At 64.3% G+C, this 18284-nt stretch carries 17 protein-coding genes and 1 pseudogene; 5 read left to right on the top strand and 13 right to left on the bottom strand.

Annotated elements, in window-relative coordinates; all coding sequences use genetic code 11:
- Positions 1 to 84: 84 nt before the first annotated feature.
- The 6 genes from ahcY to JKL45_RS01310 form a co-directional block, all read right to left on the bottom strand.
- Positions 85 to 1485, bottom strand: a complete 1401-nt coding sequence (gene ahcY, locus JKL45_RS01335) for an adenosylhomocysteinase (RefSeq protein WP_201859303.1) — start codon at positions 1483 to 1485, stop codon at positions 85 to 87.
- 107 nt (positions 1486 to 1592) lie between these two features.
- Positions 1593 to 1913, bottom strand: a complete 321-nt coding sequence (locus JKL45_RS01330) for an HPr family phosphocarrier protein (protein ID WP_201859302.1) — start codon at positions 1911 to 1913, stop codon at positions 1593 to 1595.
- Positions 1914 to 1918: 5 nt separating this feature from the next.
- Positions 1919 to 2320, bottom strand: coding sequence for a PTS sugar transporter subunit IIA (locus JKL45_RS01325; RefSeq protein ID WP_183451906.1), 402 nt, complete (start codon positions 2318 to 2320; stop codon positions 1919 to 1921).
- An 88-nt stretch (positions 2321 to 2408) separates the two neighbouring features.
- Positions 2409 to 2864, bottom strand: coding sequence for an HPr kinase/phosphorylase (locus tag JKL45_RS01320; RefSeq protein ID WP_201859301.1), 456 nt, complete (start codon positions 2862 to 2864; stop codon positions 2409 to 2411).
- Complete coding sequence (locus JKL45_RS01315; protein WP_201859300.1) at positions 2861 to 4714, bottom strand: sensor histidine kinase; 1854 nt, start codon at positions 4712 to 4714, stop codon at positions 2861 to 2863. The genes JKL45_RS01320 and JKL45_RS01315 overlap by 4 nt, the downstream gene beginning before the upstream one ends.
- Positions 4715 to 4786: 72 nt before the next feature.
- Positions 4787 to 5485, bottom strand: coding sequence for a response regulator transcription factor (locus tag JKL45_RS01310; RefSeq protein ID WP_190845168.1), 699 nt, complete (start codon positions 5483 to 5485; stop codon positions 4787 to 4789).
- A gap of 527 nt (positions 5486 to 6012) precedes the next feature.
- Here JKL45_RS01310 and JKL45_RS01305 point away from each other — a divergent pair.
- From JKL45_RS01305 to JKL45_RS01290, 4 genes are all read left to right on the top strand, one after another.
- Complete coding sequence (locus JKL45_RS01305) at positions 6013 to 7623, top strand: phosphoenolpyruvate carboxykinase (protein WP_201859403.1); 1611 nt, start codon at positions 6013 to 6015, stop codon at positions 7621 to 7623.
- Positions 7624 to 7693: 70 nt separating this feature from the next.
- Positions 7694 to 9151 carry an FAD-binding oxidoreductase gene (locus JKL45_RS01300; protein WP_201859299.1) on the top strand — a complete coding sequence of 486 codons (1458 nt, stop codon included), beginning with the start codon at positions 7694 to 7696 and terminating at the stop codon, positions 9149 to 9151.
- A gap of 110 nt (positions 9152 to 9261) precedes the next feature.
- On the top strand, positions 9262 to 10317 hold the full coding sequence (locus JKL45_RS01295) for an ABC transporter ATP-binding protein (RefSeq protein WP_201859298.1): 1056 nt from the start codon (positions 9262 to 9264) through the stop codon (positions 10315 to 10317).
- Positions 10318 to 10336: 19 nt separating this feature from the next.
- Positions 10337 to 11431, top strand: coding sequence for an NAD(P)/FAD-dependent oxidoreductase (locus JKL45_RS01290; RefSeq protein WP_201859402.1), 1095 nt, complete (start codon positions 10337 to 10339; stop codon positions 11429 to 11431).
- A 254-nt stretch (positions 11432 to 11685) separates the two neighbouring features.
- Here JKL45_RS01290 and JKL45_RS01285 read toward each other — a convergent pair whose 3' ends face one another.
- The gene (locus tag JKL45_RS01285) at positions 11686 to 13092 is read right to left on the bottom strand and encodes a sodium:proton antiporter (protein ID WP_201859297.1); all 1407 of its coding nucleotides are present in this window, start codon (positions 13090 to 13092) and stop codon (positions 11686 to 11688) included.
- 176 nt (positions 13093 to 13268) lie between these two features.
- On the opposite strand from JKL45_RS01285, the gene JKL45_RS01280 reads away from it, so the two are divergent.
- Entirely contained in the window at positions 13269 to 14057 is a 789-nt protein-coding gene (locus JKL45_RS01280; protein WP_201859296.1) for a class II glutamine amidotransferase, read from the top strand.
- A 5-nt stretch (positions 14058 to 14062) separates the two neighbouring features.
- Here the strand turns inward: JKL45_RS01280 and JKL45_RS01275 are convergent, their stop codons facing one another.
- The 6 genes and pseudogenes from JKL45_RS01275 to JKL45_RS01250 all read right to left on the bottom strand — a co-directional run bounded on the left by JKL45_RS01275 (position 14063) and on the right by JKL45_RS01250 (position 18284).
- Complete coding sequence (locus JKL45_RS01275; protein WP_201859295.1) at positions 14063 to 14347, bottom strand: hypothetical protein; 285 nt, start codon at positions 14345 to 14347, stop codon at positions 14063 to 14065.
- Positions 14348 to 14433: 86 nt separating this feature from the next.
- The gene (locus JKL45_RS01270; RefSeq protein WP_201859294.1) at positions 14434 to 15114 is read right to left on the bottom strand and encodes a hypothetical protein; all 681 of its coding nucleotides are present in this window, start codon (positions 15112 to 15114) and stop codon (positions 14434 to 14436) included.
- Between the two features lie 53 nt (positions 15115 to 15167).
- Positions 15168 to 15764, bottom strand: coding sequence for an adenylate/guanylate cyclase domain-containing protein (locus JKL45_RS01265; protein WP_201859293.1), 597 nt, complete (start codon positions 15762 to 15764; stop codon positions 15168 to 15170).
- Between the two features lie 170 nt (positions 15765 to 15934).
- A pseudogene (locus JKL45_RS01260) lies at positions 15935 to 16645 on the bottom strand (glutathione S-transferase).
- 65 nt (positions 16646 to 16710) lie between these two features.
- The gene (locus JKL45_RS01255) at positions 16711 to 17703 is read right to left on the bottom strand and encodes a 2-hydroxyacid dehydrogenase (RefSeq protein ID WP_201859292.1); all 993 of its coding nucleotides are present in this window, start codon (positions 17701 to 17703) and stop codon (positions 16711 to 16713) included.
- 71 nt (positions 17704 to 17774) lie between these two features.
- Positions 17775 to 18284, bottom strand: a complete 510-nt coding sequence (locus tag JKL45_RS01250; protein ID WP_201859291.1) for a GNAT family N-acetyltransferase — start codon at positions 18282 to 18284, stop codon at positions 17775 to 17777.

The raw sequence follows: 18284 nt of genomic DNA, 5'->3' as shown, positions 1-18284 counted from the left end.
CTGTTCGATGCGCCATAACCGGCAGGCAAAGAAAAAGCCCGGCGGAGAGCCGGGCTTTCGGTGGTTCTTGAAATGCGTGGCCGATCAGTAGCGGTAGTGATCCGGCTTGAACGGGCCCTTCTCCGAGACGCCGATATAGGAGGCCTGATCGGGGCTCAGCTTGGTGAGCTTCACGCCGATCTTCTCGAGATGCAGGGCGGCGACCTTCTCGTCCAGGTGCTTGGGGAGAGTGTAGACCTTGCGCTCGTACTTGCCCTGGTTGGCGAAGAGCTCGATTTGGGCGAGCGTCTGGTTGGCGAACGAGGCCGACATCACGAAGGACGGGTGGCCCATGGCGTTGCCGAGGTTCACAAGGCGGCCTTCCGACAGCAGGATGATGCGATGGCCGTCGGGGAACGTGATCTCGTCCACCTGCGGCTTCACGTTGTCCCACTTGAGGTTCTTGAGGCCAGCGACCTGGATCTCGTTGTCGAAGTGGCCGATGTTGCAGACGATCGCCCGGTCCTTCATGGCGCGCATGTGGTCGAGAGTGATCACGTCCTTGTTGCCGGTGGCGGTGACGAAGATGTCGGCGCGGGGAGCCGCGTCTTCCATCGTGGTGACCTCGTAGCCTTCCATGGCGGCCTGGAGCGCGCAGATCGGATCGACCTCCGACACCAGCACGCGGCAGCCGGCCTGGCGCAATGAGGCGGCCGAGCCCTTGCCCACGTCGCCGAAGCCCGCCACCATGGCGACCTTGCCGGCCATCATCACGTCCGTGCCGCGGCGGATGCCGTCGACGAGCGACTCGCGGCAGCCGTAGAGGTTGTCGAACTTGGACTTGGTGACCGAGTCGTTGACGTTGATCGCCGGGAAGAGGAGCTTGCCCTCCTTCTCCATGATGTAGAGGCGGTGCACGCCCGTGGTGGTCTCTTCCGACACGCCCTTGATGGACTCGGCGAGACCCGCGAACCAGCCCTTCGGCTTCTCGTTAAGCAGGCGCTTGACCAGCGCGAAGAACACTTCCTCTTCCTCAGAGCCCGGCTTGTCGAGGAAGGCGGTGTCGCCCTGCTCGGCGCGTAGGCCAAGATGAACCAGCATGGTGGCGTCGCCGCCATCGTCGAGGATCATGTTGGGCATGCCGCCGCCGTGCCAGTCGAACAGCTTGGCGGTGTACTCCCAGTACTCCTGCAGGGTCTCGCCCTTATAGGCGAAGACCGGGATGCCGGCGGCAGCAATCGCGGCGGCGGCGTGGTCCTGGGTGGAGTAGATGTTGCAGGACACCCAGCGGATATCGGCGCCGAGAGCCTTCAGGGTCTCGATCAGCACCGCGGTCTGGATGGTCATGTGGAGCGAGCCGGCGATGCGGGCGCCCTTCAGGGGCTGCTTCGGGCCGTATTCCTCGCGGATGGCCATGAGGCCCGGCATCTCGGTCTCGGCGATCGAGATTTCCTTGCGGCCGAAGTCAGCCAAGCCGATGTCTTTGACGATATAATCCTGTGCCATGATGGCCTCTCTTCTGCGCCAGTTCTGGGTGAATTGGCGCCGTCTCTACCAGAGAGCCGCGGCAGAGGCAATCAAGATATAAAGATGTCTTTATATGTTTTCTAGGATCACTCGTCCTCGCCGAACCTGTTGGCGAGGAGGTCGTCGATGGCCTGCAGGCAGGCCGAGGCATCCGGCCCCTTGGCAGTGACGGTGATCGTGGTGCCCTGGGCGGCCGCAAGGGTAAGCAGGCCCATGATGGAGCGCCCACCCACGGTCTCGCCGCAACGGGTGACGGTCACGTCGGCGTCGAAGCGCTCGACGGTCTGGACGAACTTGGCCGAGGCGCGGGCATGCAGGCCGCGACGGTTGATGATGGGCAGTTCCCTGGCCATGGCACCCTCGGGCACGACAACAGGCGGGCAATCCTGATCGAGGGACCTGTCCATGCCGGTTACTTTCCCGAGAGCACGCGCGAGGCGATGTTGATGTATTTGCGCCCGGCCTCCTGGGCGTGGGACACGGCGTCGGTCAAGGGTTCCTCGTCGCGCACGCTGGCGAGCTTGATGAGCATGGGCAGGTTGATGCCGGCCACCACCTCGACGGAGCCGCCATTCATGCAGGACAGGGCCAGGTTGGAGGGAGTGCCCCCGAACATGTCCGTCAGAACCACAACCCCCTGGCCCGAATTGACCCGGCACACGGCATCCATGATGTCCTTGCGCCGTGTCTCCATATCGTCGTCGGGGCCGATCGTGATCGTCTCAAGCTGCTCTTGAGGTCCCACCACATGCTCAAGCGCCGCCTTGAATTCGGTCGCGAGCTGCCCGTGGGTGACGAGCACCATTCCAATCATAATGTTACAGGTCCGAACGCTCCGAGAGCGGAGCCGCTATTTTGTGCACCGCGAAGCCAAGCGCAAGAGCAATGAGAGCAAAAGTTCATCACAGTGTCACGACCGTGTCGCAAACACCACTCAGGCAGGCCATGGCAATGTCCACAGACACTGCTCCGGCCTGCATGTGAATGCGAGGGACCATGACGCCGCAGAGGGCGACCCGCCCGTCCTGCTCCTCCGGATAGCGGGCCAGGCTCTCGCAGAGGTCGATCACGAGGCGGATGACGGCGGCCGGCTCATGAGCCTGCCGGACGATTCCGAGGCCGAACACCTCGATGCACCCGTCGAGCGGCTTGACCGGCTGGGCGACGAGGCGGCCGTTCCGGACCTCTAGCCTAGTCCGGTCGTCGCTGACGAGGCGCCCGAAACGGCCCGTCTGGACGGCGCGGGACACCACCTCGCGGGCGAGCATCGACTTGCCGGAGCCCGATGCGCCCCGGATCAGGAGGCCGGCTTCCCCGACGAGCACGCAACCGGCATGGATGATCTGGGCGTCGCTCACGGCCCGTTCTTCCCCGCCTCGCGCTTCCCGCGATCCTTGTCCTTCTTCCCGTGGTCCCTCCTGGCCCTACCGCCTTCGATGGGAAGCCGGATCACGAAGCGGGCGCCGAGACGCCGCGGCTCGCCGCTCTCATCGGGAGCTCCAAGCCGGTTCTCGGCCCGGATCGTGCCCCGGTGCGCCTCGATGATCTGGCGGGAGATGGACAGGCCAAGGCCCGAGTTCTGTCCGAAGCCCTGCTCGGGCCGGTCGGTGTAGAAGCGCTCGAAGATGCGGTCGAGGGCATCGGGCTCGATGCCGGGACCACTGTCCTCGACCAGGATCTCCACATCGTTCCGGCGCCGGCGCATGGAGACCCTCACGGTCTCGTCGGGCGGCGAGAAGGAGCGGGCATTGTCCAGTAGGTTGTTGAACACCTGGCCCAGGCGGCTGTCGTGGCCGAGCACCAGGAAGGCGTCGCGGTTCTTGGCCGCGTTCTCGATGTTCAGCGTGATGAGCGCATCGTGCTCCTGGCGGCGCTCGTTGGCCACCGACACCACCGCCTCGAGCAGGCGCATCATGTCCACGGGCTCCGCATCGGCGCGGGCGAGCTCCGCATCGAGACGCGAGGCATCCGAGATGTCGCTGATCAGCCGGTCGAGGCGCTTCACGTCATGCTGGATGATCGAGAGAAGCCGCCCGCGGGACTCGTCGCTGCGGGCGAGCGGCAGGGTCTCCACTGCGCTGCGCAGGGAGGTGAGCGGGTTCTTCAGCTCGTGCGCCACATCGGCCGCGAAGCTCTCGATGGCGTCCATGCGGTTGTAGAGCGCCTTGGTCATGTCGCGAAGCGCCCCCGACAGGTGGCCGATCTCGTCGGCGCGGCCGGTGAAGTCGGGGATCTCCTGACGCGATTTCGTGCCCCATCGCACCCGCTCGGCGGCCTCCGCCAGGCGCCGGACCGGACCGGCGATGGCGCCGGCGAGGAAAAGCGACAGCACGATCATCACGATGGCGGCCACCAGGAAGACTTGGAGCAGGGCGAAGCGCTCGGACGCGATGATCGCGTCGATGTCGCCTTCCTGGGTCGAGAGCAGGAGCGCGCCCTGCACCGTGCGGAAGCGCTGGATCGGCACGGCCACCGACACGATGGTCTCGCCCCGGGCGTTGACGCGCACCTCGCTCGCCTGCTGGCCCGCATAGGCCTGCTGCACCTCGGCCAGGGACTTGCCGTTGATGGGGCCTGCTTCCTCCTGCACCGGCCGTATGGTGCGCCGGAACATCTTGCGGATGCTGTTCCAGGTGCGTTCCATGGCCGTCAGGGTGTCCTCCACATTGGCCACCGGAGGGAGATCCATGCGCAGGATGTCGCCGCGGGAATAGAACGACCGGGAATCGAGGAGCAGCATGCCCTCGCGGTCGAAGATGCGCGCGCGGGTCTTGGTCGGCGTCACCAGCCGCCGCAGGAGGGGCGCGACGCGCTCGGGATTGATGGAGAACTCGAGGGAGGAGAAGGCTTCGTCGTTGAACCGCTCCGTTTCTCCCGCCTGCATCTGCAGCAGCTGATCCGGATCGATCGTGATGGTGTTGGTTTCCACCGTGGCGGAGCCGGCGATCGCCCCGGCGATGATCTCACCCTGGGTGAGCAGGCTCTGCACCCGGGCCTCAATGAGGCCTTCGCGGAACTGGTTGAGGTAGAGAAAGCCCACGAGCAGGGCCACGAGCCCGGCCAGGTTGAGCACCACGATCCGGCGCGTCAGGCTGGATGAGGCGCGTTGCACGAGCATGCGGCCGAACTGCTTCAGCCGCTCCAAGGCGCTCTGTGGAGCAGGCGGATCGTCGAAACCCGCTTCGGCGTGGATGGGATCAGCCTTCATGCCACTCGCTTGGCCCGTGACCCGATGGACGCATCGGGCCAAGGTCCTTCCAGGTTGCTCGCGCTTTCAGCGTCAGGCTTCCTTGAAGCGGTAGCCCACGCCGTAGAGGGTCTCGATCATTTCGAAACTCTGGTCAACCGACTTGAACTTCTTGCGCAGGCGCTTGATGTGGCTGTCGATCGTCCGGTCGTCCACATAGACCTGATCGTCATAGGCCGCATCCATGAGCGCATTGCGGCTTTTCACCACCCCGGGGCGCGTGGCGAGCGCCTGCAGGATCAGGAACTCCGTCACGGTGAGCGTTACAGGCTCATTCTTCCAGGTGCAGGCGTGGCGCTCCGGATCCATCTTGAGCTGCCCGCGCTCCAGGGCCTTCGGATCGGCCTCCTTGGGGGCGCTCTGGTCCTTGGGGGCGAAGCGGCGCAGCACCGCCTTCACGCGCTCGACCAGAAGGCGCTGCGAGAAGGGTTTGCGGATGAAATCGTCGGCGCCCATTTTGAGGCCGAACAGCTCGTCGATCTCCTCGTCCTTCGAGGTGAGGAAGATCACGGGAAGGTCCGATTTCTGTCGCAGGCGGCGCAGCAGTTCCATGCCGTCCATGCGCGGCATCTTGATGTCGAAGATGGCCAGATCCGGCGGGGCGTGCTTGAGCCCGTCCAGGGCAGACGCCCCGTCCGTATAGGTCTGGATGCGGTAGCCCTCCGCCTCGAGGGCGATGGAAACAGAGGTCAGGATGTTGCGATCGTCATCAACAAGGGCGATCGTTGGCATGAACTCTTCCTTAGCTTGGCACGGACGAAAGTCGGCTTTTTGCCCCGTGTGACAACGCAGAAGGCCTTAAAACGTCCCCAACTGCGCCATTCTCGTGGCATAAATATGGTTTTCCCCGGTGCGATGACCAGGGTGGTCACTGATAGTGGGGTCTAAGGGCAGGTGCTTCAACCGGGGATGAACGGCGCATTACGGATCGGACAGAATTCCTCGGCCCCACGTTTCAGGCCGGTGTCTGAAACCTGAGATCACCAGATTTTTCGTAAGGGAACCATGTCAATCATACGAAAGAACTCCCCCAAAGCCGGAAAATCCTTGCGATCAGGGCTGTTGCAGGTCTGTTTTTGACGAAAATAGAATGCAATGAAACGGCTTGAGTTGACGGCCTCGTCAGCTGACCTAAAGAAGGTTCTATGTTCAAGCGAGACGGCAAAGTTTCGGCCGCGTTGTTTGATCCACCCCATGTGACGGCATCGGACGGCGGCACATCCGGCTGCGCGGTGACTGGCAATCAGGAGACATCTTCCGTGGAAAATATCGGCGTCTTCAACAGCGCGCAGGGCGCTGAGGTCTTCGGCCTCCGCAATCTCAAACGGGTCTACTGGAATCTCGAAGCGCCCGCACTCTACGAGCAGTCCCTGGCAAGGGCCGAGACCAAGCTCGTGAAGGGCGGCGCGCTCCTGGCCGAAACCGGCATCCATACGGGCCGCTCGCCCAAGGACAAGTTCGTGGTGCGCGACGAGTCCACGGAAAGCACCGTCTGGTGGGACAATAACGGCTCCATCACCCCGGGCCATTTCGACACCCTGCTGGCCGACTTCCTCGCCCATGCCGAGGGCAAGGAGCTGTTCGCCCAGGACCTCTACGGCGGCGCCGACCCATCCTACCGGGTCAAGGCGCGGGTGTTCACGGAATTCGCCTGGCACTCGCTCTTCATCCGCAATCTCCTGATCCGTCCCGAGCAGGGCGAGCTCGCCGATTACGTGCCGGGGATGACCATCATCGACCTGCCGTCGTTCAAGGCCGATCCGGCCCGCCACGGCTGCCGCTCGGAGACGGTGATCGCCTGCGACTTCAAGCGCAAGATCGTGCTCATCGGCGGCACGTCCTATGCGGGCGAGATGAAGAAGTCGGTCTTCACCTATCTCAACTACGTGCTGCCCTCGCAGAACGTCATGCCCATGCACTGCTCGGCCAATGTGGGCAAAGAGGGCGATGTGGCGGTGTTCTTCGGCCTCTCCGGCACCGGCAAGACCACGCTCTCCAACGATCCGAACCGCATCCTGCTCGGCGACGACGAGCATGGCTGGGCCCCGAACGGCGTCTTCAACTTCGAGGGCGGCTGCTACGCCAAGACCATCCGCCTCTCCCGCGAGGCGGAGCCCGAGATCTTTTCGACCACCGAGCGTTTCGGCACGGTGCTGGAGAACGTGATCGTCGATCCGACGACCCGCATCCCCGATTTCGACGATGCGTCGCGGACGGAGAACACGCGCTGTGCCTATCCGCTCGACTTCATCCCCAATGCGAGCGCAACAGGCCGCGCGGGCATCCCGAAGAACATCGTGATGCTCACCTGCGACGCCTTCGGCGTGCTGCCTCCCATCGCGAAGCTGACGCCGGCCGAGGCCATGTATCACTTCCTGTCCGGATACACCGCCAAGGTGGCTGGCACGGAGAAGGGCGTGAAGGATCCGGAGGCCACCTTCTCCACCTGCTTCGGCGCGCCGTTCATGCCGCGCCATCCTTCGGTTTACGGCAACCTGCTGCGCGATCTGATTGCCAAGCACCATGTGGATTGCTGGCTCGTCAACACGGGCTGGACAGGCGGCAAGTACGGTGTCGGCCGGCGCATGCCGATCCGCGTCACCCGCCGCCTGCTCACCGCAGCGCTCGACGGTTCGCTCTCCCGCGCCGATTTCCGCCGCGATCCTTATTTCGGCTTCGCGGTGCCGACCTCGGTGCCGGGCGTCGAGCCGCACATCCTGTATCCGGTGAAGACCTGGCAGAACAAGGCGGAGTTCGCCGAGACCGCCAAGCGCCTGATCGACATGTTCAACGAAAACTTCAAGCGCTTCGAGGGGCACGTGGATTCCGACGTGCGCTCCGCAGGGCCGCAGACCTCGATCGCGGCCTGAGAAAAGTTATCTCTTCCCTGAAATCGTGTAGAAGGCGGCCCATGGCCGCCTTCTTCGTTTGGTGCTCACCATGACCGACACCCGATCCGATCTTCTGGACGTCCTGTCCGCGCACTTGGGCAGCCAGCACGTCATCCGCGATGCCGCGTCCATGGAAAGCTACCTCGTCGAGGAGCGGAAGCTTTATCGCGGCACCGCCCTGGCCGTCATCCGTCCCGGCCGCACGGAGGAGGTTGCCCTCGTGGTTCGCGAATGCGCGAAGGCCGGTGTCGCCATCGTGCCGCAGGGCGGCAACACGGGGCTCGTCGGCGGCGGCGTGCCGCACAAGGGCATCGTCCTGTCGCTGGCGCGTCTCGACCGCATTCGCGAAGTCGATGCCTTCAACGCCACCATCACGGTGGAGGCCGGCTGCATCCTCAAGGCGGTGCAGGACGAGGCCGAGAAGGCCGATTGCCTGTTTCCCCTGTCGCTCGCCTCCGAGGGGTCCTGTCGGATCGGCGGCAATATCGCCACCAATGCAGGCGGCGTGAACGTGCTGCGCTACGGCAATACCCGCGACCTCGTTCTCGGGCTCGAGGTCGTGCTGGCCGACGGGCGGATCTGGAACGGGCTCAAAGGTCTGCGCAAGGACAACATGGGCTATGACCTGAGGAACCTCTTCATCGGCTCGGAGGGAACGCTCGGCGTCGTCACGGCGGCGGTGCTCAAGCTGTTTCCGCGTCCGAAGAGCCGGACCGTGGCGTTCATCGGCTGCGCCTCGCCCCAAGCGGCCCTCGACCTCTTCGACGCTTTTCGCAGGCGTACGGGCGACCAGCTGACGGCCTTCGAGTTCATGCCGCGCTTTGCACTGGAGATCGTTCTGAAACACGCGGCCGGCGCGGTGCCTCCGCTTGGCGGTTGGCACGAAGCCTATGCCCTGATCGAGCTGTCGTCGCCCGACCCCGCAATCGACCTGCGCGAGCGTATCGAGGCCGTTCTGGGCGAGGCCCTGGAGACCGGCATCGTCGAGGATGCGGTCATTGCCGCGAGCGAAGCCCAGGACGATGCGCTCTGGTTCTTGCGCGAAAGCCTGTCCCACGTGCAGAGGCTCGAGGGTGGGTCGATCAAGCACGATGTCGCCGTGCCCGTCTCAAAAGTGGCGGAATTCATCGTCACGGCGACGGAGGCCTGCGAGCAGGCGCTGCCCGGCGTGCGCGTCTGCGCCTTCGGGCATTTCGGCGACGGCAACATCCACTTCAACCTGAGCCAGCCCGTCGCCATGGAGAAGGCGGCGTTTTTAGGCGAGTGGGAGCGGTTCAACCGCATCGTCCACGACATCGTGCATGCGATGAACGGCTCGATCTCGGCCGAGCACGGGGTGGGCCTCATCAAGCGCGACGAGCTCGCGCTCTACAAGGATCCTGTGGCCCTCGACCTGATGCGGACGCTCAAAAACGCGCTCGATCCCCACAACATCCTGAACCCCGGCAAGGTCCTGGCCCTGGAAGCCGAATTGCCGCCATCGCTGCCGGTTTCAGGCCAAGCCTGAGGCATCCATGGGAACAACGGGCGGGCGCGCCTTGACCGGCCGATGCCCATGCCTAGGATGGCGCGGCCGGGCCTGAGGGCGCCGGGTATGAGTTTTTGGAAGGAAGCCCGGTGGCCTCGGTCGAGATTCGCAACATTCAAAAGAGCTTCGGGCCGGTCTCGGTGATCCAGGGCGTGTCCTTCGACATCAAGGACGGGGAGTTCGTCACCCTGGTCGGGCCGTCCGGCTGCGGCAAGTCCACCTTGCTGCGCATGATCGCGGGACTTGAGAACATCTCCGGCGGCGAGCTGCGCATCGGTCCGCGGGTGGTCAACGATGTGCCCCCGAAGGAGCGCGACATCGCCATGGTGTTCCAGAGCTACGCGCTCTATCCGCACATGACGGTTGCGGACAACATGGGCTTTTCCCTCAAGCTCAAGCGCGCCTCAAAGGCCGAAATCAAGGCGCGGGTCGACCGCGCCGCCGAGATCCTCGGGCTGACCAAGCTCCTCGACCGCTTTCCGCGCCAACTCTCCGGCGGCCAGCGCCAGCGCGTCGCCATGGGCCGCGCCATCGTGCGCGATCCGCAGGTCTTCCTGTTCGACGAGCCGCTGTCCAATCTCGACGCCAAGCTGCGGGTGGCCATGCGAACCGAGATCAAGGCCCTGCATCAGCGGCTGAAAACCACCACGATCTACGTCACCCACGACCAGATCGAGGCCATGACCATGGCCGACAAGATCGTCGTGATGCATGACGGCGTCGTCGAGCAGATCGGCGCGCCTCTCGAGCTCTACGACCGCCCGGCGAACCTGTTCGTCGCAGGCTTCATCGGCTCGCCCTCCATGAACTTCCTCAAAGGCCACCTGCAGGGCGGCCGCTTCGTCGCGCAGGATGGCACCGCCCTGCCGGTCACCGTTCCACCTGCGGCGTCCGACGGGCAGCCCGTGGTCTACGGCATCCGCCCGGAGCATTTCATCCTCGACGACACCAACGGCCTGCCGGCCGAAGTCGCCGTGGTCGAGCCGACAGGGTCGGAAACCCAGGTCTTCGCCAAATTCGGCGGCACCGATGTGGTCGGCGTGTTCCGCGAGCGCGTCGACGCCAAACCCGGCCAGCAGATCCGCATCACACCGGATCCTAAGCTCGTGCACCTCTTCGACGAACAGACGGGCCGGCGCCTCTGATCCGCGACGGGAGGCTGCCATAGACGTTCTGGTCATCGGAGCGGGGGTCGTCGGGCTTGCCGTCGCGCGGGCGCTTGGTCGCCGCGGCCACGGCGTGATCGTCGCGGAGGCCACCGCCGGCATCGGCAATGGCGTGTCCTCGCGCAACAGCGAGGTGATCCATGCGGGGATGTATTACCCGTCCGGTTCGCTGCGCGCCCGCCACTGCGTCGAGGGGCGGCGTATGCTCTACGCCTTCTGCAAAAGCCACGGCGTGCCGCATGCCCAATGCGGCAAGCTTATTGTTGCCATCGACGATCTCGAACAGGCCAAGATCGAGGGCATCTACGAGCAGGGACTGGCGAACGGCGTGGAAGGTCTGTCGTTCCTCACGGGCAAGGAGGCGCGGGCGCTTGAGCCGAACCTCTCCTGCACCGGAGCGGTGCTGTCGCGTGAGACCGGGATCATCGACAGCCATGCGCTGATGCTCGCGCTCCAGGGCGATCTGGAGGATGCAGGCGGCGTCATCGGCTTCCACACGCCAGTCGAGCGTATTGCACGTAGTGGCGCAGGCTGGAGCGTGCGGGTCGGTGGCGCGGACGCGACCGAGATAACAGTTGATGCGGTCATCAACGCAGCCGGCCTCGGGGCGCAGGCGCTCGCCCGTGTGACGCAGGGCTATCCGACGGAACGCGTGCCGCCGCTCGTGCTCGCCAAGGGCAATTATTTCGGCTGCCTCGGCAAGCCCGCCTTCTCGCGCCTGATCTATCCAGCGCCCGTCGATGGGGGCTTGGGCACCCACGTGACCCTCGATCTTGCCGGACGCATGCGCTTCGGGCCGGATGTGGAATGGGTCGACAGGGAGGTTTACGAGGTCGATCCGCGCCGAGCCGAGAGCTTCTACGCCTCCATCCGCCGCTACTGGCCGGGCCTGCCCGACGGGGCGCTGGTGCCGGACTATTCCGGCATCCGGCCCAAGCTGACCGGGCCGGGCGAAAAGGCCGCCGACTTTATGATCGACGGCCCGGAGGAGCATGGGCTGGACGGCCTCGTACATCTGTTCGGCATCGAGAGCCCAGGGCTGACATCATGCCTGTCGCTGGCCGAGGATGTGGCAGATCGATTGGGCGCTTAGCCACAAGCGTCATCCCGGACGGAGCGCAGCGAAGATCCGGGATCGGATGCAGAATAGAGCGCGGATTTCCCTCCCCCTTGTGGGGAGGGGTGGTCGCGTAGCGACCGGGGTGGGGGTGTGAGCGCTGCGCTGGACCAGCGAAGCGCCGACACCCCCACCTCCAACTCCTCCCCACAAGGGGGAGGAGGGCTGGTTGAGCCACACTCGTCACGCGATCCCGGATCGGCTTTTGCCGTCCGGGATGACGGATTCATTCAAGCCCTGAAGAACAGCAGGGTCAGCAGCAGGAAGGTTGGGATCAGGATCGCGCCTGACCAGAGCAGATAGCCGAAGAAGCTCGGCATCTTCACGCCGCCTTCGCGGGCAATGGCATAGACCATGAAGTTGGGCGCGTTGCCGATATAGGAGTTGGCGCCCATGAACACGGCGCCGGCCGAGATCGCCGCGAGGGTCATGGCGCCGGTTGTCATCAGCTGTTGCGGATTGCCGCCGGCGAGTTCGAAGAACACGAGATAGGTGGGCGCGTTGTCGAGGAACGACGAGAGGCCGCCGGTGAGCCAGAAATAGGCGGCGTTGTTGGCGCTGCCGCCGGGGTTCGACACGAGGGCCACGAGCGGCGCGAAGGCCCCGTTGGCACCAGCTTTGAGCATGGCGAGCACCGGAATGATAGCGATGAAGATGCCGGCGAAGAGCTTCGCCACTTCCTTGATCGGCCCCCAGGCGAAGCCGTTCTCGGCGCGGTTCGCCTTCGGGGTCACTTTGAGCGAGATGATGGTGACGGCGATCATGATCAGATCGCGCAGCGCATTCGCCAGCTCGACTTCCGTGCCGAGCAAGGTGATGCGCCCCAGGTCGACGGTGGCGCTCATCAGGATGGCCGTGATGATGATGAAGATCAGCAGGAAGTTGAATCCGCCGATGACGCGTACGGGATTGTCCGGGGTCGGGTCGGGCTTCACATGGCCTTCGCGGCGGTAGATCACCAGATCGATCACGAAGAACAGGGCAAGCAGCAGAATGCTGGCAAACAGCGTTTCCGGCAGGAGGTGCGTGGTCGTCCAGAAGAAGTCGACGCCGCGCAGGAAGCCGAGGAAGAGCGGCGGATCGCCGAGCGGCGTGAGCGAGCCGCCGATGTTCGATACCAGGAAGATGAAGAACACGATCACGTGCACGTTGTGCCGCCGGTCGTCGTTGGCGCGCATCACCGGGCGGATCATCACCATGGAGGCGCCCGTGGTGCCGATGAAGCTCGCCAGCACCGTGCCGATGCCGAGAAGCACCGTGTTGGTGCCCGGTGCGCCATGGATGTTGCCGCGCACCAGGATGCCGCCCGCCACCGTGAACAGGGCAAGCAGCAGCAGGATGAACGGGATGTATTCGAGAAATGCCGTGTGGGCGAGCGCATGGATCGCCGCCGTCGGCCCGAAGGCAAGCGCCATGGGGACCAGCACCAGCAGGCCCCAGAGGGCGGCGATCTTGCCCTGGTGATGCTCCCAGAAATGGGGCGCCAGCAGCGGGAACAGGGCGATGGACAACAGGATGCCCACGAAGGGCAGGGCCCAGACGACCCCGAGGCTTGCCCCGTCGAATTCCGCCGCAAGGGCAACCTGCGGCAGGAGGGTCAGGGCGGCGGCCAGCGCCAGGCTTGAGAGGCGAAGCATCGTAGGAATCCCCCAGCAGGCCGGCCCGGCCGGCTTGTTCTTCAAGATTTAAGAACAGCTTGTAGGGGAACGGGTTTGAGGCTGCAACGGCGTGGCCGTTAACCGGCTATTCACCATAAGTCAAAGATAGTACAACATCGTTACAAAGCCTTGCCGTGCCAGGGGTGCCAGAGCCGATGTGCCGCTTTCTCGCCTACCGGGGGGAGCCGATCTTCCTCGATGAACTCGTCTGTGCCCCGGCTCACTCGCTGGTGCACCAGTCGCTGCATGCGGTCGAGGCCAAGACCGGCACGAACGGGGACGGGTTCGGCATCGGCTGGTATGGCGAGCGCCCGGAGCCCGGCGTCTACCGGGAGGTCCGCCCGGCCTGGTCCGACGAAAACCTGCGCAGCCTGTGCGAGCAGGTGCGCTCAGGGCTCTTCTTCGCCCATGTGCGCGCCTCCACCGGCACCTCGACGACGCGGGCCAACTGCCACCCCTTCACCCATGGCCGTTACCTATTCATGCACAATGGCCAGATCGGCGGCTACGGGCGCATCAAGCGGCGCCTGGAAGCCCTGATCCCGGACGAGCTCTACGACCGGCGCCTCGGCACCACGGATTCGGAAGCGATCTTCCTTACGGCCCTGGCCAACGGACTGGCGGACGAACCTGTGACAGCCATGGCCAGAACGCTGAAAATCGTGCGCGGCCTGATGGACGAAGCCGGCATCCAGGAGGCCCTGCGCTTCACCGCCGCCTTCACGGACGGCGAGAACCTGTGGGCCTATCGCTGGGCCTGCGATGCCAAGCCGCCGACCCTCTATTTCCGCGAAGATAACGGCAACCTGCTGATCGTGTCCGAGCCCATCGACGACAAGGCCAAAAGCTGGCGCGAGGTGCCGAAGGGCTGCAGCCTCGTGACCAAAGGCGGCAGCGTCGCGGTGGAATGCCTGAACGAGGCCATGAGCCGCCTGGCGGCCTGACAGTCTCAGGCGTTCAGCCGGTTGACCGGTTGGGCGATCAGCGACTGCAGCGCGCCTCTCAGCGCTTCCATCTGCAGGTCGGTCTCGGCCTGGGCAACACTCTCGTCTGGCGCGTGAAGAGCGCGCAGGCGCTCATTCTCGGCCTCGAGCCGCTCGTTCTCCGCCATGAGGATCGCCACCTTCTCCTGGGCGATGCGAAGGCGGGCCTGGGCGTCGTTGCGCTCCTCCTCGCGCAGCTGCGCGCGGTCGCGCCAGAGACGGACGGCAACGCTGCCTGCTTCATCACTCATGGCCGGCTCCTCACGGGATCGATAGGTCGCTGCGGGAGGGCGATCCTAGAGGCCACGTCTTAACCGATCGTTGGCCCTTAATGAGGTTATGGATCGAAAACCGGCAGAGCCGAGACAGTTCCGTTCGCTAATGACAGTCTCGCGTGGCGCGTGTAGGCCCGCTCGAGCCACTCGGCCGCGACGGATTGGTCGAGAAAGAACGCCATCAGCCGGCCCTCCTCATGCGCCTTCAGAAGCTCGGCCAAAGCCGCAAGCTCGATGCGCCTGTCCTGCACGGTTTGCAGGCTGCCGACACGATCCTCGGAATGCTCCTCGGCCAGAAAGAAATAGGCCGGCGCGTAATCGGGATGCTTCTCGACCAAAGCGTCGAGTCTCGCCTTGCGCTCCGGGCCGTCGAACTGCAGGGCATGGACGAGGGCCGTGGCGAGGGTCGGAACATCCTCGTTCAGCTCGGCATAGACCTGCCGCGCGATGAACCGCCCCTCATGGGCCCGCACCAGAGCCGCATAACGGAGGTGCGGATCGACGAATTCCAGGCCCATCCGGGCCAGGGTGTAATAGGCCCGGTGCGCCCCGATGGACTCGCCTTTCGCCTCGAGGAGCAGGGCGTTGTGATACAGGCCGGGTGCGGAGTGCGGATCGTCGATCTGTCCTCCCCTCTGCACGAGTCCTGAGAAGGCCTCGATGGGGTTGGCGGGCAGCAGGGGCGTCCGGGCACTCGACCGGACCGGGGTCAGAACGCCAGCCTCCGATGCGGGCTGCTCCAAGGGTTGTGAAGGCTGGTCGTGCGAGACCAGCCCTCCTGAGCCGATGAGGACGATCAGGCAGGCGCCTGCCTGATCGTCAGGGACGACATGGCCAGAAGGCGAAAGGGGGAGCGCTGAGGCGCCACCGGGATACCGGGGTCCGGGCCGGCGATCGTGAAAGCATGAACCGGGAACGGAATGTTCTTCACCTGCCGCTCGCCCATGTCGACGAAAGGGACGGCGATGTGGCCAGCGACGGCCTCGTGAACGGCACGCGAGAGGCAGATGCCTCCCGGCGAGGCCAGGGTCTCCAGTCGGGCTGCGATGTTGACGGCCATCCCGAGAAGATCGTCCTGGCGCTCGACCACTTCGCCCACCGAGATGCCGATGCGGAACTGCAGCCGTCGGTTCTGCGAACAGGTGAGGTTCTGCGCCCGCATGTAGTCCTGGATGTCGATGGCCGCGCGGGTGGCCTCCACGGCGCTGTCGAACTCGCACATGATCGAGTCGCCGGCCGTGTTGAAGACGCGCCCGCGATGGTGGGATACGAAATCGTCCAGAACGTTGCGGTAGGCCGCGAGCTGCTGCAGCGTTCCGTCCTCATCCTCCGCGATGAGCCGGGAGAAGCCCACGATGTCCGCGGCGAGAATGGCGGCCACCTTCCGCTTCATGTGCGGATTCCGCGGCGCTTGAAGGCTTCAGAATGAAGCCGCGATGGTACCCTGCATCCCGGCAAGATGAGGCCCCGTTGTTTTCATGTTACAATATAGCGCTTGCCGAAAAGGAAGGAAAGAGGCTTCTCCGGGATTCTTGTTTCCTTGGCGTTTCACCGCCTCGTGGATCAGCCGTCCAGTTCGGGATAGCGCCGAAAGATGCCCTCTCCATTGAAGGGAATACGCCGGGGGCTCGCAAGATAAGACTTGATCCGCGGTCTTTCCGCTACGGCATCGTGCAGGGCCGCCACCCGGGGGGCTTTCTTCAAGGCGCGCTTCGTGGCTTTGGGGAAGGCGTATGACAAGCCCTCGATGACCTGAAAGAGCGACAGGTCGACATAGGTGAGGGATCGGCCGACGAGATATATGCCGCCCGAAGAATTGCGGTCGAGGATGGTTTAGAACCAGTGCAGGAATTTCGGGATGCGGCTGTCCCGGAACTCCTGTGAGCGCCGGAGCGCCTCCTGCTTCTGGTCCTCATAATACAGGCCCACGCCCAATGGGTGATGGGTGTCGTGAGCCTCCGCCACGAAATCGCTGATCGTGAGCTGGATCTGGTGCGTCCAGAGGCCTCCAGCCGGCTCCTTCGGGGCAAGCCCGTGCCGGGCGCCGAGATAGAGCAGGATCGCGGCTGTCTGACCGATGACGGTTTCACCATCCTTCAGGAAAGGCGGTGCGAAGGGCGGATGATCCGCACGCTCCATCATGCGCATCATGACCGCGATGCCTTCCGACTCGCGGGCGACGTCGATGTAGTCGGCGCCCGCTTCCTCCAGCGCCAACCGCACGAACTCGCCGCGTCCCTGGATGGTGGGCCAGTAGTAGAGTTCGTAAGCCATGCGGTGCTCCTGGATCGATCATGCGGGTGAGCGATTAAAGCCAGCCGGTGCGAGTGGTTCCTTCCTCAATCCATCTCGACCGCGTGCACCGGACGCCCCGTGTGTGCGAAGGCGTCGATGTTCTCCAGGGTGACCTCGGCGATGTTGGTGAGAGCTTCCTGGGTGAAGAAGGCCTGATGGCCGGTCATCAGCACGTTCGGGAAGGTGAGAAGGCGTGCGAACAGGTCATCCCGGATGATCTCTGCGGAACGATCGCGGAAGAACAGTTCGCTTTCCTCTTCGTAAACGTCGAGAGCCAGGCTGCCGATCGCGCCACTCTTCAACCCGGTGATCACCGCGCGGGTGTCAATGACCTCGCCGCGGCTGGTATTGACCAGCATCACGCCAGGGCGGCAGGCCCGTATTGCTGCCTCGTCGATGAAGTGATGCGTCTCCGGGGTCAGCGGGCAGTGGAGCGTGATGATGTGGGATTGTGCCAGAAGCTCCGCCTTCGACACGTAGCGGACTCCCAGAGCCTCCACATCGGGATTGGGATAAGGATCGACGGCGAGACAATTGCAGCCGAAGCCCTGGAGAATCCGCAGCATCACTTGGCCGATCTTGCCCGTGCCGACCACACCGACGGTCTTGCCGTGAAGATCGAATCCGAGCAGTCCCTCAAGGGAGAAGTTGCCCTCACGCACGCGGTTGTAGGCGCGGTGAGTCTTGCGGTTGAGCGTGAGGATGAGAGCAAGGGTATGCTCGGCAACTGCGTGCGGCGAGTAGGCCGGGACGCGAGCGACCATGATCCCGTTCGCGCGTGCCGCCTTGAGATCCACATTGTTGAAGCCAGCGCAGCGCAGGGCGATCAAACGCACCCCGTCCCTGGCAAGGCGTTCAAGACAGGGTGCGTCCAGAGTATCGTTGACGAAGGCGCACACTGCCTGCGCGTTTCCGGCCAGCGGTGCCGTGGCTGCCGAGAGGCTTGGCTCGTAATAGTCGAGCTCATGGCGATGATCGTTCGCCGCGTCGAGAAAGCGGCGGTCGTAGGCGGTGGTGCTGAACACGGCAACGCGCATGGGGGCCTCCCGATATGTCTTCTCTCTCGGCAAGAGATTCTCATTCTAGCGCCTACTTGTTCGGAAGATATCTAGGTTCGTGCGGTTCCGTCTTCCATCGCGAGAATTTGCAGTGCTTCACCTTCAAGACGCAGGTGCCGGTGGGAAAGGTCACGCATGCCGATAGATTCATAGAAGCGGATGGCAGGCCGCCCTTCCTCGACGAAGAGCTCGACACGCACCCAGCTCCGCTCTAGGGCAACCTTCGCAACGGCGGCCATCAGGGCTCGCGCGGCTCCCGTGCGCCGCTCTTCCGGCATTATGTAGAGTGCATGCACGATGCCCATGGGCTTGCCGCGCCAGCCGGCATAGCCGCGGAAAAACGACACGAAGCCGACAGGCTTGGCGTCGCGTTCCGCGATCAAAGCTTCGAACAGAGGATCGGCACCGAAGCCGTCGGCTGCGATCCGCTCGACGGATGTCCAAGGTATCTGGCCGGGCAGATGATCGTCGATTAACCCAGCTATGAGGCTGAAGATCGTCTCGGAGTCTTGAACATTGGCAGGTCGCACCGTCAGTCCGTGTGAGACCTCCTGGCGCAT

Origin of the sequence: Microvirga soli (assembly GCF_016734765.1) — a bacterium.
Taxonomy (GTDB): domain Bacteria; phylum Pseudomonadota; class Alphaproteobacteria; order Rhizobiales; family Beijerinckiaceae; genus Microvirga; species Microvirga soli.
The sequence above is the reverse complement of the archived record's forward strand: the minus strand, read 5'-3'. Positions and strand labels throughout refer to the sequence as shown.

Coding starts and splice junctions, on each gene's coding strand:
- ahcY (WP_201859303.1), bottom strand. CDS start 1,485: ATGGCACAGGATTATATCGTCAAAGACATCGGCTTGGCTGACTTCGGC.
- JKL45_RS01330 (WP_201859302.1), bottom strand. CDS start 1,913: ATGGACAGGTCCCTCGATCAGGATTGCCCGCCTGTTGTCGTGCCCGAG.
- JKL45_RS01325 (WP_183451906.1), bottom strand. CDS start 2,320: ATGATTGGAATGGTGCTCGTCACCCACGGGCAGCTCGCGACCGAATTC.
- JKL45_RS01315 (WP_201859300.1), bottom strand. CDS start 4,714: ATGAAGGCTGATCCCATCCACGCCGAAGCGGGTTTCGACGATCCGCCT.
- JKL45_RS01310 (WP_190845168.1), bottom strand. CDS start 5,485: ATGCCAACGATCGCCCTTGTTGATGACGATCGCAACATCCTGACCTCT.
- JKL45_RS01300 (WP_201859299.1), top strand. CDS start 7,694: ATGACCGACACCCGATCCGATCTTCTGGACGTCCTGTCCGCGCACTTG.
- JKL45_RS01285 (WP_201859297.1), bottom strand. CDS start 13,092: ATGCTTCGCCTCTCAAGCCTGGCGCTGGCCGCCGCCCTGACCCTCCTG.
- JKL45_RS01280 (WP_201859296.1), top strand. CDS start 13,269: ATGTGCCGCTTTCTCGCCTACCGGGGGGAGCCGATCTTCCTCGATGAA.
- JKL45_RS01275 (WP_201859295.1), bottom strand. CDS start 14,347: ATGAGTGATGAAGCAGGCAGCGTTGCCGTCCGTCTCTGGCGCGACCGC.
- JKL45_RS01265 (WP_201859293.1), bottom strand. CDS start 15,764: ATGAAGCGGAAGGTGGCCGCCATTCTCGCCGCGGACATCGTGGGCTTC.
- JKL45_RS01255 (WP_201859292.1), bottom strand. CDS start 17,703: ATGCGCGTTGCCGTGTTCAGCACCACCGCCTACGACCGCCGCTTTCTC.
- JKL45_RS01250 (WP_201859291.1), bottom strand. CDS start 18,284: ATGCGCCAGGAGGTCTCACACGGACTGACGGTGCGACCTGCCAATGTT.